11 protein-coding genes and 3 tRNA genes are annotated in these 13,884 nt (G+C 29.0%); all 14 read left to right on the top strand.

Annotated elements, in window-relative coordinates; genetic code table 11:
- The first annotated feature begins 156 nt into the window (after positions 1-156).
- The 14 genes from L0U72_RS07920 to L0U72_RS07855 all read left to right on the top strand — a co-directional run bounded on the left by L0U72_RS07920 (position 157) and on the right by L0U72_RS07855 (position 13,868).
- Positions 157-234 (top strand) — tRNA-Val (locus tag L0U72_RS07920).
- Between the two features lie 25 nt (positions 235-259).
- Positions 260-334: transfer RNA gene (locus L0U72_RS07915), tRNA-Val, on the top strand.
- Positions 335-370: 36 nt separating this feature from the next.
- A tRNA-Val gene (locus L0U72_RS07910) sits at positions 371-445 on the top strand.
- A 128-nt stretch (positions 446-573) separates the two neighbouring features.
- Positions 574-1,857 carry a nucleotide sugar dehydrogenase gene (locus L0U72_RS07905; protein WP_233898825.1) on the top strand — a complete coding sequence of 428 codons (1,284 nt, stop codon included), beginning with the start codon at positions 574-576 and terminating at the stop codon, positions 1,855-1,857.
- Positions 1,857-2,804: a Gfo/Idh/MocA family protein gene (locus L0U72_RS07900; RefSeq protein WP_233898824.1), complete on the top strand. Its 948-nt coding sequence runs from the start codon at positions 1,857-1,859 to the stop codon at positions 2,802-2,804. The genes L0U72_RS07905 and L0U72_RS07900 overlap by 1 nt, the downstream gene beginning before the upstream one ends.
- A 112-nt stretch (positions 2,805-2,916) precedes the next feature.
- On the top strand, positions 2,917-4,242 hold the full coding sequence (locus tag L0U72_RS07895) for a UDP-glucose dehydrogenase family protein (RefSeq protein ID WP_233883724.1): 1,326 nt from the start codon (positions 2,917-2,919) through the stop codon (positions 4,240-4,242).
- Positions 4,242-5,267 carry an NAD-dependent epimerase gene (locus L0U72_RS07890; protein ID WP_233883723.1) on the top strand — a complete coding sequence of 342 codons (1,026 nt, stop codon included), beginning with the start codon at positions 4,242-4,244 and terminating at the stop codon, positions 5,265-5,267. Before L0U72_RS07895 ends, L0U72_RS07890 begins: the two co-directional genes overlap by 1 nt.
- Before the next feature lie 19 nt (positions 5,268-5,286).
- Entirely contained in the window at positions 5,287-7,689 is a 2,403-nt protein-coding gene (locus L0U72_RS07885; protein ID WP_233898823.1) for an SLBB domain-containing protein, read from the top strand.
- A 20-nt stretch (positions 7,690-7,709) separates the two neighbouring features.
- On the top strand, positions 7,710-8,786 hold the full coding sequence (locus L0U72_RS07880) for a Wzz/FepE/Etk N-terminal domain-containing protein (protein WP_233898822.1): 1,077 nt from the start codon (positions 7,710-7,712) through the stop codon (positions 8,784-8,786).
- A gap of 2 nt (positions 8,787-8,788) precedes the next feature.
- Positions 8,789-9,244: an acyltransferase gene (locus L0U72_RS07875; protein WP_233883719.1), complete on the top strand. Its 456-nt coding sequence runs from the start codon at positions 8,789-8,791 to the stop codon at positions 9,242-9,244.
- Positions 9,237-10,469, top strand: a complete 1,233-nt coding sequence (locus tag L0U72_RS07870; protein ID WP_233883718.1) for an oligosaccharide flippase family protein — start codon at positions 9,237-9,239, stop codon at positions 10,467-10,469. Before L0U72_RS07875 ends, L0U72_RS07870 begins: the two co-directional genes overlap by 8 nt.
- Before the next feature lie 62 nt (positions 10,470-10,531).
- Positions 10,532-11,485: a glycosyltransferase gene (locus L0U72_RS07865; RefSeq protein ID WP_233897326.1), complete on the top strand. Its 954-nt coding sequence runs from the start codon at positions 10,532-10,534 to the stop codon at positions 11,483-11,485.
- Positions 11,478-12,707, top strand: coding sequence for a hypothetical protein (locus tag L0U72_RS07860; RefSeq protein ID WP_233898821.1), 1,230 nt, complete (start codon positions 11,478-11,480; stop codon positions 12,705-12,707). Before L0U72_RS07865 ends, L0U72_RS07860 begins: the two co-directional genes overlap by 8 nt.
- A gap of 57 nt (positions 12,708-12,764) precedes the next feature.
- A complete protein-coding gene (locus L0U72_RS07855) occupies positions 12,765-13,868 on the top strand; it encodes a glycosyltransferase family 4 protein (protein WP_233897328.1) in 1,104 nt (367 codons plus the stop codon).
- Positions 13,869-13,884: the final 16 nt, after the last annotated feature.

The following is a 13,884-nucleotide window of genomic DNA, read 5'->3' as shown; positions in this document are numbered from 1 at the left end:
AAGCAAAATTAAATGCAAATGATAAAGATGGTATCTATATTGGAGGAAGTACCTTTGTTGTTGCCGAAGTTTTATGAAAAAAAAGTCAAAAAAACCTGAAAAAAGCATTGCTATATTAAATAAGTGTTATATATTTGCACCCGCAATTAGCTTATAGGGCGCGTAGCTCAGTTGGTTCAGAGCACTTGGTTTACACCCAAGGGGTCAGGGGTTCGAATCCCTTCGCGCCCACCAAAAGCTTAAAAGGTTAATTGCATTAGGGCGCGTAGCTCAGTTGGTTCAGAGCACTTGGTTTACACCCAAGGGGTCAGGGGTTCGAATCCCTTCGCGCCCACATAGATTATTAGTTAAAGTTAAATATATTGTTTTAGGGCGCGTAGCTCAGTTGGTTCAGAGCACTTGGTTTACACCCAAGGGGTCAGGGGTTCGAATCCCTTCGCGCCCACCGAAAGTCTCATCAAATTTTGATGAGACTTTTTTTGTTTTCTAATATTTTTAAAAATGTTTTTTGTAGCTTCGTAAATTATATAAAAATATAAAAAGTACGCTAAAAGTACTTTGTTAGTTATAAAAATGAACGTACCAAAAATTGCAATTATAGGACTCGGTTATGTAGGATTGCCCCTAGCAAGATTATTTGCAACTAAATATTCCGTGGTTGGTTTTGATATAAAATCAAAAAGAATTGCCGAACTTAAAAACGGAATCGATACAACACTTGAAGTAGCACCCGATTTATTAAAAACCGTCTTAATACATCAAAAATCCGAAGAAAAAGGACTCTTTGTGACCGATAATATTCAAGAAATAAAAGATTGTAACTACTATATTGTAACCGTTCCAACATCCGTAGATAAAAATAATCAACCCATTTTAATCCCCCTATTAAGTGCCAGCAAAACAATCGGGAAAATTCTTAAAAAACAAGATATCGTTATTTATGAATCAACCGTATATCCTGGAGCAACAGAGGAAGATTGTGTGCCTGTTTTAGAAAAAGAATCAGGACTTACATTAAATAAAGACTTTTATGTAGGATATTCTCCTGAAAGAATTTCTCCTGGTGATAAAATTAGAACCGTAGAAAATATCCTGAAAGTTACCTCGGGATCTACCCCAGAAATAGCACAACAAATTGATGATTTATATAAATCTGTAATTAAAGCAGGAACGCATAAAGCATCGTCAATTAAAGTCGCCGAAGCATCAAAAATTATAGAAAATTGTCAAAGAGATATTAATATCGCCTTTGTAAATGAATTGGCTAAAATTTTTAATCTGATGAACATCAACACAAATGATGTTTTAGAAGCCGCCGCCACAAAATGGAATTTCCTGCCCTTTAAACCTGGTTTAGTCGGTGGACATTGTATCGGTGTTGATCCATTTTATCTGGCGCAAAAAGCACAACAATTTGGCTATTATCCAGAAATTATTTTATCTGGAAGAAGATTAAATGATAGTATGGGAAATCATATTGCATCCGAAGTTGTTAAGTTAATGATTTCGAAAGATGTAAAAGTTAAAAAAGCTGAAATCCTAATACTAGGAATCACCTTTAAAGAAAATTGTCCCGATATCAGAAATACAAAAGTAATTGACGTATATCATGCGCTCAAAAGTTATGGCGTTCAAGTTGATATTTATGATCCGTGGGCTAAGAATGAAGAAGTCTTAAGCGAGTATGATTTTGAATTAACAAATAATCTTTACGAAAAAAAATACGATGCCGTCGTTTTAGCAGTGTCGCATCATCAATTTAAAGAAATTGATTTACTACAATTAAAAAAAGAAAATAGTGTCGTGTATGATGTGAAAAATTTTCTTCCTCAAAATTTAACAGACAAAACATTATAATGAAAAATTTTGTACTAATAGGAGCCGCAGGATATATTGCACCACGCCATCTAAAAGCAATAAAAGATACCAATAATACGTTAATTGCTGCGTTAGATAAATTCGATAGCGTAGGTGTAATGGATAGCTATTTTCCAAATGCAGATTTTTTTGTGGAATTTGAACGCTTTGACCGCCATATCGAAAAAATTAAACGACAACAAAATATTCAACTAGATTATGTAAGTATTTGTACCCCAAATTATTTACATGATTCGCATATCAGAATGGCATTGCGAAGAGGAGCAGATGCTATTTGTGAAAAACCATTGGTGTTAAATCCTTGGAATGTAGATGCTTTACAAGATATCGAAAAAGAATCGGGAAATAAAATTAATACCATTCTGCAATTGAGATTGCATCCAAGTATTATCGCATTAAAAGAAAAAGTTGTTGCCGAAAAAAAACTAGGTAAACAGCAAAAATATGAAGTCGATTTAACATATATAACTTCTAGAGGAAATTGGTACGACGTTTCATGGAAAGGAGATCAAAGTAAATCAGGAGGAATTGCCACCAATATTGGCGTGCATTTTTATGATATGCTTTCTTGGGTTTTTGGAAAAGTACAAGAAAATAAAGTCCATCTAAGAGAAAAAGACGCATCAGCAGGATATTTAGAGTTTGAAAACGCAAGAGTACGCTGGTTTTTATCAATAAATGAAAATTCATTGCCCTTAGAAGTTAAGCAGAAAAATCAAAGAACCTATCGCTCGATAACTGTTGATGGAGAAGAAATCGAATTTAGTGGCGGTTTTACAGAATTACATACTCAAAGCTATAAAGGAATCTTAAAAGGAAAGGGATACGGACTCGCAGATGCAAAAGCATCCATAGAAATTGTACACGATATTCGAAATGTGGAAGTAGTCAATAATGGAGAGAAACATTTGTTTTTAAATAGATAAAAGTATATTTGCAATAAAAATATAATTTCAAACGTATATCTTAAATAGATAATAGTTTTTTTATTATAAATAAGTTAAAGTGTTTTAAGAAAAGTTAAAAGATAATAGTTAGATGAATATAGCAGTTATAGGTTCAGGTTATGTAGGTTTAGTATCAGGAGCATGTTTTTCAGAAATGGGAAATAAAGTTACTTGTGTTGATATCGATCAAAATAAAATAGATAAACTTCACCAAGGAATTATTCCTATTTATGAACCAGGATTAGAAAAAATGGTTCTTAAAAATGTTGAAAAAAATAATCTTCTTTTTACAACAAAATTAGAAGAAGTTATCAACGATGTTGAGATTGTTTTTATCGCCGTAGGAACGCCTATGGGCGATGATGGCTCTGCCGATTTACAATATGTTTTATCCGTAGCCAAAGAAATAGGCGCTAAAATGACTAAAAGACTTGTCGTTGTTGATAAATCAACGGTGCCAATAGGAACTGCCGATAAAGTGAGAGCAACAATTCAAAAAGAGTTAGACGCAAGAGGTTTAGATATTACTTTTGATGTTGTTTCAAATCCTGAATTTTTAAAAGAAGGAGATGCTATCAGTGATTTTATGAAACCCGATAGAGTTGTTATTGGTGCAGAAACAGCATATGCTTTTGATAAAATGAGACAACTATATACACCGTTTACCATGTCGCATGAGCGTTTTATAACCATGGATATTCGTTCGGCAGAAATGACCAAATATGCTGCAAATGCGATGTTAGCGACCAAAATTTCATTTATGAATGAAATCGCTAATATTTGTGAAAGAGTAGGCGCAGATGTAAATAATGTACGTGTCGGAATTGGTTCTGATAGTAGAATTGGATACAGTTTTATTTATCCAGGAGCTGGTTATGGAGGATCTTGTTTTCCAAAAGATGTAAAAGCATTAAAGAAAATAGCCGAAGAAAATGGCTATGACGCACAATTAATTACATCCGTAGAAGAAGTAAATAATCGTCAGAAATTTGTAATCGCTGAGAAAATAATTAAACGATTTGGTGAAGATTTATCAGGATTAACATTTGCCCTTTGGGGATTAGCTTTTAAACCTGGAACCGATGATATGCGAGAATCACCCGCTATTTATGTGGTAAAAGAACTTGTGAAAAGAGGCGCTAAAATTAAAGCATACGATCCGAAAGCGATGGAAGAAGCACAGCATTTTTATTTAAAAGATGTTCAAGGTGTTTCATATTTTGAATCAAAATACGATGTTTTAAAAGAAGCAACCGCTTTAATTATGCTGACAGAATGGAAAGAATTCCGTTCACCAGATTTTACAGAAATAAAACAACAATTAAATACACCAATTATTTTTGATGGAAGAAATCAATACAACGCATTTAGATTAGAAGAGCAAGGTTTTGAATATTATCAAATCGGAAAAAATTAATGAAAGTTTTAGTTACAGGCGCAGCAGGTTTTATAGGGTATCATTTAAGTAAAAGGCTTTTAGAAAAAGGTTTTAATGTTGTTGGTATCGATAATATCAATGATTATTATGATGTAAATCTTAAATATGCCCGATTAAAAGAACTAGGTATTAAAAGAGAAGATGCTTCAGTTTTTTATCAAGAGACATACAGTAGTGCTAACACTAATTTTAAATTTATCCGACTTAATTTAGAAGATAAAAAAGTATTATCAATGCTGTTTGAATCAGAACAGTTTGACGTAGTTTGTAATTTAGCAGCACAAGCAGGAGTTCGTTATAGTATTGAAAATCCTGATGCTTATATACAAAGTAATATCGTTGGTTTTTTAAATATTTTGGAATGTTGTCGCGATAATGAGATTAAACATTTGGTGTACGCCAGTAGTTCAAGCGTATATGGAGCGAATAAAAAAGTGCCTTTTGAAACTTCGGATAATGTAGATCATCCTGTAAGTTTGTACGCCGCTACTAAAAAAAGCAACGAATTAATGGCACATACATACAGTCATCTATATAAAATACCAACAACAGGTTTACGCTTTTTTACCGTATATGGACCTTGGGGAAGACCCGATATGGCACCTATTTTATTTGCGGATGCGATGATGAATAATCGTGCTATAAAAGTGTTTAATCATGGCGATATGGAACGTGATTTTACCTATATTGATGATATCGTTACAGGAATTGAAAAAATAATTTCAAAACCTATCGAAGAAGTTAAAGAGAGAAATTTATATAAAATATACAATATCGGAAATAATAATTCGGTTAAATTGTTAGACTTTATATCAGAAATAGAAAAAAATATAGGTAAAATTGCCCAAAAAGAAATGTTACCAATGCAACCTGGTGATGTACAAAAAACATGGGCAAATGTAGATGAATTAATTAAAGATTATAATTATAAGCCTACAACCTCATTAGATAAAGGAATTAAAGAATTTATAAATTGGTTTAAAATTTTTGAAATTGAAAAATAAAAGAACATTGAAAAAAAAAATGATGAAAGTTGTTTTTATACTTTTTATCTCACTTTTTAGTACCGTAACATACGCTCAGGCTACACAATCGCAATTAAATACTGTTGAGGTTGATAATCTTTCTGATAAACAAGTTGCTAGTTATCGAGATAAAATTAAAAAACAAGGATATACCTTAGAACAAGCCCTAGTAATGGCAAAAACCAAAGGAATGTCCGAAGTTCAAGCTCAAAAATTAAAAACTAGAATCCTTAATCTAGATAATTCAAGTGTAACTAAAGTTGATGGTGTTAAAATATTAAAAACTCAAGATGAGGTATATTTTGGATTAACAGGTAAAGAAAGTGAAACACAACAAAAAGAAAAATTATTTGGATATGATTTTTTTAATAATCCAAATATTTCATTTACTCCAAATTTAAATGTAACAACTCCTGAAAATTATGTTATCGGAGCAGGAGACGTTATTTCTGTTGATTTATGGGGAGCAGCTGAAGCTAATTACGATAAAAAAGTAAATAGACAAGGAGCTATTAATATTCAAGGTGTTGGTTATGTTCATGTTGTAGGATTGCCTATTAAAGCGGCAAAATCAAAAATTAAAAACTATTTAAAGAAAATTTATGCTGGAATAACAGCTTCTTCCGATAGTTATAATAAAGTGAATATCGCCGTTTCTATAAAAGAAGTACGAAATGTTCAAGTAAGTATTGTTGGAGAGGTAAAAGTACCTGGTTCATATTCTTTAAGCGCTTTTTCAACAGTTTTAAACTCTTTATATGCTGCAGGTGGACCAACAAAAAATGGAACCCTTAGAAATATTCGACTCTTTAGAGCAGGACAAAAAATAGCTGATTTTGACTTTTATGAGTTTTTAGTAAACGGATTAGAAAAAGGAAATATAACCGTACAAGATCAGGATGTTATCATTGTAAAACCCTACGAGAAATTAGTAACAATCGAAGGAGCTGTTAAAAGACCTGGGTTGTATGAAATGAAAAATTCTGAAACCGTTTCAGATTTATTAAAATATTGTAGTGGTTTTGTTTCAAACGCATACAAACAAAATATTGTTGTTGAAAGAGTTAATGGGATTCAAAAAGAAATTTTAGAAATACCTCAAGCAAAATTATCCGTAGAAAAATTAAAAGATGGCGATTTTATAAAAATTAATCAAATTACAGATGAATTTTCAAATAAAATAACCATAAAAGGAGCTGTTTTTCAACCTGGAAATTATGAATACACCGAAAATTTATCGATAACCGATTTATTAAATAAAGCAGAAGGAATTACCAAAGAAGCTTTCTTAGATAGAGGAATCATTACAAGAATTTATGATGAAACAAACAAAGAGACTATTTCTTTTTCATTAAAAGAAAACAATGACAAACTGTTTTTAAAGCAAAATGATGAAGTTTATATCTTTAGTAAAAAAGAACTACAAGAAAAAGAATTTATCACCATTAATGGCGCAGTAAATAAAGGTAGAAAATTTGATTTTATGCAAGGAATGCAAATTGAAGACTTAATTGTACTTGCCGGTGGGCTAAAAGATGGTGCTGATGCCAATACAATTGATGTTTCAAGAAGGTTGAAAGATGGAAGTTTCGAAACTATTAGTAAAAACTTTAATCTTAGTGCAAATAGTACCTTAGAAGGAACAGCAAGTAATCATTTTATTTTACAACCTTTTGATATTATTTCAGTTCGATACTTAAAAGGATATACCAAACAAAAAAATGTTTTTATTAAAGGAGAAGCTAATTTTGAAGGAGAATATTCTATCGGTTTAAAAAATGAAAAAATATCAGACTTAATTAAAAAAGCAGGTGGATTAACAAAATTTGCATACGTTCAAGGAGCTTTTTTAACGAGAAAAAATAATAAAAAAGAAGATGAAAAGCAATCAGAAATGCTTGCAGAATTTGCTAAAAAAGATACACTAGGGGTTGCTACACAAGAAATTAATGGAAAAAAATCCTTTAAAATAGGAATTGACCTAGAAAAAATATTAGCTAAAGGTGGCGAATCATCAAAATATAATTTAATATTAGAAGAAGGTGATGAACTCTTTATTCCATCTGAAAGACAAACCGTAAAAGTAGAAGGTGAAGTATTATCGCCGTCATTGGTTCGATATGAAAAAGCAAGGAGCTTTAAACAATATATTGAAAGCTCTGGTGGTTTTTCAGCAAATGCTAAAAAGAGTAGAGCCTATGTAATCCATGCCAATGGTGATATTAAAACAACAAAAAGTTTTTTATTCTTTAAATCATATCCAAAAGTAAAGCCAGGCTCTGTCATACTAGTACCTAATAAACCGCAAAATGTTAGAAAGGTATCAACACAAGAAATTATTGCCATAACAACAGGATTAGCGACCTTAGGAGTTTTAGTCAAGACACTAACAGATAAATAGTAAAAATAAGAGTAAAAAAAATGGAACATAAAAGTACATACAATACTTCTGATGAGATAGATTTATTAGATTTATTTAAAACTGTTTGGAAAGGTAAAAAAACCGTAATCCGTTTTATGATTATCTTTGCTTTCTTAGGCGCATTTATTGCTGTTTTTTCAGCCAAAGAATATACGGCATCAACTACTTTAGTACCTCAATTATCAAACAATAAAGGTGGTGATTTAGGTGGATTAGCCGCTTTGGCAGGAATTAATTTAGGAAGTAGTAGCGCTTCTAAGGATATTCACCCTCAATTGTATCCTAAAATAGTAGAAAGTATTCTTTTTAAAAAAGAACTACTAAACGTGCCTTTAAAATTTTCTCATCTTGAAAAAGAAGTTACCTATCAAGAATATTATTTAAATCATCAAAAAATAAACGTACTCTCTTTTATTAAAGAATATACTATCGGACTTCCTGGTAAGTTAATAGGCTTATTTAAAAGTAATGAAGTAAGTGTGTTGCAAGTTGGAAAAGATAGTATATATAGAGTATCCTTACAAGAAATAAAATTATTTAAATTTATAGAAAACCAATTAGCATTAGAGATTAATCCTAAGGAAGGTTTTGTGAAAATAGATTTTTCGATGCCACAAGCCTTACCAGCGGCACAAATGACCAAAAAAGCAAAAGAGTTATTAGAAAAAGAAATCACTAATTTTAAAACTCAAAAAACCAAAGAAGAGTTTACTTTTATTCAAGAACGTTATAATGAAGTAAAAAAAGATTTCAAAAATAAACAAGCAACTTTAGCTAGTTTTAGAGATAGAAATCAAGGATTAATTACTTCTCGTTCAAAATCTCGTTTAGAAAGTTTGCAATCAGACTATAATTTAGCCTATAATGTTTATACACAATTAGCAAAAGAATTAGAAACAAAAAAAATTAGACTAAAAGAAAATACACCCGTATTTACAGTTATAAATCCTGTAAGTGTACCTGCTATAAAATCAAAACCTCGAAGAGGAATGATTTTTATAATTTGGCTTTTCTTAGGAATTGTAACAGGAGTAGGAGTTGTTTTTGGTAAAGATTGGATTAAAAAATTAAAATAAATATGGCTATTTTAGAGAGAGTTATTTTAAAATTTCATAGGTTAAGGTTTCAGTTTTTATATCCTAAAACATACAAAAAAGGTAGTGTTCATGGTCCTTTTTCAATAATACATCCGAATAAATTACATTTTGGAGAAAGATTTTCATTAAATGATTATTGTTATTTGAATGCAACAAATGGAATTCGTGTAGGAAATAATGTAGCAATTTCTGCTGGAGCAAAAATAATATCGCTTAAATTAAATTTCACAAAAGACAGTAATAATAGTACTAAATTAGTGCATATTGGTTCTGAGATAACAATAGGAAATAATGTTCAAATAGGGGCAAATGCAACAATATTACCGAATGTTTCCATCTGTGATAATGTAATTATTGGTGCAGGAGCAGTCGTATCTAAAAGTATTTTAGAACCAGGTATTTATGTTGGAATACCAGTAAAAAAAATACATGCGTAAATTATTAGAGAATATTGGTCTTTTGACTATCGTAAAAGTATTAGATTTTTTAATTCCGTTAGTTGTATTACCAATTGTAATTTTAAGAATAGGATTAGATCTTTTTGGTGAGTTTTCGGTTTTATTATCTTTTTTTAGTTTTTTTATTTCTTTTGGAAATTTCGGTTTCAATATAGAAGCAATTAAAGATATTGCACTCTTCAAAGAAAATAAAGTTAAACTACATACTGTTTTATCCGAAGTTTTTTCGTTTAAAATAATTTTTTCTTTTATATCTATCCTGATTTTTTTATTGATTATCAATATTAAATATGACAGTTATTTTATAATATCCTTAGTTTTTTCTCTTGGTATTTTATTTGAGGTTTTTTCATTATCATTCTTTTTCTTGGCAATTCAAAAGTTAAGAGTTGTTTCTTTTGTGCAAATTTCAACTAAACTTATTTTTGGTATTTTAATTGTACTTTTAGTAAAAAATGAAAATGATTTATTACTATATGTTACTTTAACAGTTGGTGCATATATTCTTAATAGTATTCTTATTTTTTTCTTTGCGAGAAAATTTGATTTTAAGTATCAATTACTAACATTTTCGTACAATAAAAAAAGGCTTAAAAGCTCTTTTGAAATATATTCGTATAGTTTTTTAAATAATTTACTAAATCCTATTACTACGTATTTTATTTCTTCTAGTTACGGAAATACGATAACAGGTATTTTTGCATTATCTCAAAAAACATATACTATTTTTTATAGCGGTATTGCACCAGCAATGAATGCTGTTTACCCTTATTTATCCGAACAAAAAGACAAACATGCTAGTTTTTCAAAATTAATTAAAAAATTTATTTTAGCTTTTTCTTTAGCTAGTTTAGGTGCTTATTTTTTGATGTATTTTGGAGCGTCTTATATACAAATGTATCTTTTAAAACGAGTTTTTGAAGGGGAAGAAATTAATCTTTATAACTTTATTTGTTTAATGATAATACCTGCTGTTTTAAATTTAGTTACAACAAGAATACTTATTATTGAAGAAAGACAAAGTGAAGTGTTTAACATTTTAAGTATTAATTTTTGTGTAATTTTATTAGGATATTTAATAGTGAAAATTTACGATTTAGAAGTGTTTTATGTAGCACTCGTTTTAGTGGTTTCTTCAATTTTAGCAAGTTTTATTTTGATGAAAAAAACACTACAGAATAATTTTTTTAAAAAAATAAGATAATAATTTATCTGTTTTTGATGAATGTAAAAAATAAAAAAATAATGGTAAAAGTTTCGGTTATAATGTCAATTTATTCAGAGCCTATTGAGTGGATGAAAGAGGCTATAAATTCTATTTTAAATCAAACATTTACTGATTTTGAGTTTATTATTGTAAACGATAAACCTTCAAGAAAAGAAAATATTGAATTATTAAAAGCGTATCAACAAAAAGATAAAAGAATACAAATTGTTGAAAATAATGAAAATATTGGTTTAACAAAATCGTTAAACAAAGGGTTGTTGTTGGCAAAAGGAACATATATTGCCAGAATGGATGCCGATGATTTTTCGTATCCAACAAGATTTGAAAAACAGGTTCATTTTTTAGATGAAAATAAAGAGTATGTAGTTTGTGGTACGAATATTGAATATTTTGGGGATGTTCAAAAAGAGGTTTTTTATCCAAAAGAAAATAATATGTTTCTTTTCTTAAAATCGCCTTTTGCACATCCTGTAGTGATGTTTAGAAATTTTATTTTAGATGAAAATAATGATAAAATCACTTATAATGAATCTTTTAAATATGCACAAGATTACGAATTATGGAGTAGATTTCATAACTATGGGAAATTTCATAATATACAAGAAGTTTTATTCAAATATAGAGTTAGTAGTCAGCAAATAAGTAAAGGTAAATTATCTGAACAACAATTTTACGCAGGGCAAACAAGACGTAAAATGTTGAATGCTTTTTGTGAAAACAATAATATTACATATCGTATTGCTACTGTTTTAGATTTGAATGAAATTAAAAGATATGAAAAAGAAGTAATGCAATTATCAGGCTGGAATTTAGCCCAAAGAAAAGCACTTATTACTTTTAAATATTATCTTTATAGGTCTGTAACTAAAAATTACATCAGTACACTTTTACATTTAATAATATCTCTTGATTTTGTTAAAATAGGTGTAGTAAATTTTTTTAAAACAGTTATTTATTTATTAACTAAAAAACTAACTAAAATTGTTGTTTAAAATAGAAAAAATAGTCTTAGTTTTAATTTTCTTTTTGCTTATTTTTTCACCGCCTATTCCTATTTTTTATAATGGAACTGTTTTGGCGTGTTTAATTTCAATGATATTACTTTTATTTAAACGAAAAAATAAAAGTATTTTCTTAAAAATAAATGATAAGTATACTAAGTTAATATTTCTATTTTTATTTCTAATAATAGTTGTAGGTATTGCAATACCTACATTTCATGGAACTTATGATTATTCAATAATTAAAACTTTTGTTAATCAAGGTATATCTATATTTAGCTTATTAGTTGTTTTATCCTATACTTTTTCGGTGACAACAAATTTAGAAGAAATTCACAAATTAATTTTTTACACTTTTGCCTTACAGAGTATCAGTATCCTTTGTGCAATGGCTTCTCCTGCCTATCATGAGTTTGTTATCAAGGTAAGTGGTTTTAGTGAAAGAATGCTTAGTTTTAGAGGAGGGATAAGAACATATTCTTTGGCTGGTTCTAAATATTTTGGTTTAGGTGCTACTTATGGTTTAATTTATATTTTATTTTTAGATAGTCTTTTTCGTTATAAATGGTTTAATTTAAAGTGGTTTTTTATTTTTATTTTATTAGTTATAGGGACTTTTTTTACAGCTAGAACAGGTTTTGTAGGTTTGGCTTTAGGTCTTCTAATGGCTTTATTTGTTTACACGAAAAAAATGATAAATCCAGTATTTATTTCTAAAATAGGATTGTTATTTTTCGGTTTATTTACTACTGTCTATATGTTGCTGTCAGAAGAGGTACAGCTAATTATAAATAATAGAATAATACCGTATGCGTTTGATCTTTTTCTACAAGAAAATGGTAAAATAGAGAGTTCTTCTACCAATGGATTAATTAACATGTGGGATATACCTATGGATTCAGTAAGGCTTTTGTTTGGAGATGGTTGGTATACAAGTGAAAATGGTGGTTATTATATGCATACAGATGCAGGTTATTTGAGAAATATTTTATTTGGAGGTGTAGGGTATTTTTTATTGCTTTTTTTATATCAAGTCTATTTAGTAAATTTCTTATTTAGAATTAAAGGCTATAAAATATTATTCTTAACTCTTCTGTCATATACTCTTATATTGCAACTTAAAGGTGAAACGATAGGTTTTTTAATTATATTTCAAATAGTTTTGTTATTATATATATTCTCGATTAAAAATACATTATCTAATAGTTATTAACAGCCTAAAAACAACTATTATAATCTTTTTATCTAAATAATTTAATCATAAATAATTATGAAAATACTATTATTATCAAACTGTAATAATCCTCATACTATAAAATGGGCTACTTCTTTAGCTGATAAAGGTTTGAATATTACTGTTTTTAGTTTAAATAAATGTGAAGTTACAGATTATGAAAAATATCCTGAAATAAATATTTACGATAATACGCTTCAAATAACAAGAAATGAAGGTGCTTTAGCTAAAATTAAATATTTAAAAGTACTTCCTAAATTAAAAAAGATAATAAAAACATTACAACCTGATATTTTACACGCACATTATGCTTCTAGTTATGGCCTTTTAGGGGCATTGTGTAATTTTTCACCTTTTATATTATCAGTATGGGGTACTGATGTTTTTAGTTTTCCTAAGAAATCTTTTATTCATAAAAGCATTCTTAAATATAATTTAAAAAAAGCAGATAAAATTCTTTCAACATCTTATGTTATGAGGGAGGAGACAAACTTATATACCTCAAAAAAAATAGCAGTAACCCCTTTTGGTATTGATACAAATAAATTCGAATTAAAAAAAGGTCAAACTTTATTTGATAAAGATGATATTGTTATTGGAACAATAAAAACATTAGAAGAGATATATGGTATTGAATACTTAATAAGGGCTTTTCAAGTTGTTTCAGATAAACATAAAAATTTACCATTAAAACTATTAATTGTTGGTGGTGGTAGCTTAGATAAAAGTTTAAAAGATTTAACAAAGGAATTAAAAATATCAGAAAAAGTTATTTTTACGGGTAATATACCTTTTGATAAAGTACCAGTATATCATAATATGCTTTCAATTGCTGTTTTCCTTTCTTTTGCTGAAAGCTTTGGGGTAGCAGTTGTAGAATCATCAGCTTGTGAAAAACCTGTGATTGTTTCTAATGTAGGAGGGCTTCCTGAAGTTGTTGAAGATGGTGTTACAGGAATTGTAGTACCAGTAAAAAATGTTAATAAAACAGTTGAAGCATTGGAAAAGCTTCTGTTTAATAAAGAACTTCAACAAAAAATGGGAAAAGCAGGTAGAGAAAAAGTTAAGAAACTATATGATTGGAAAGAAAATGTAGTACAAATGATTGGAATCTATAGAGAGCAGTTAGTCAAAAAATAAATTGCTAAAAAAACAT

The sequence above is a fragment of the Tenacibaculum piscium genome, assembly GCF_021390755.1.
Taxonomy (GTDB): Bacteria; Bacteroidota; Bacteroidia; order Flavobacteriales; family Flavobacteriaceae; genus Polaribacter; species Polaribacter piscius.
The sequence above is the reverse complement of the archived record's forward strand: the minus strand, read 5'-3'. Positions and strand labels throughout refer to the sequence as shown.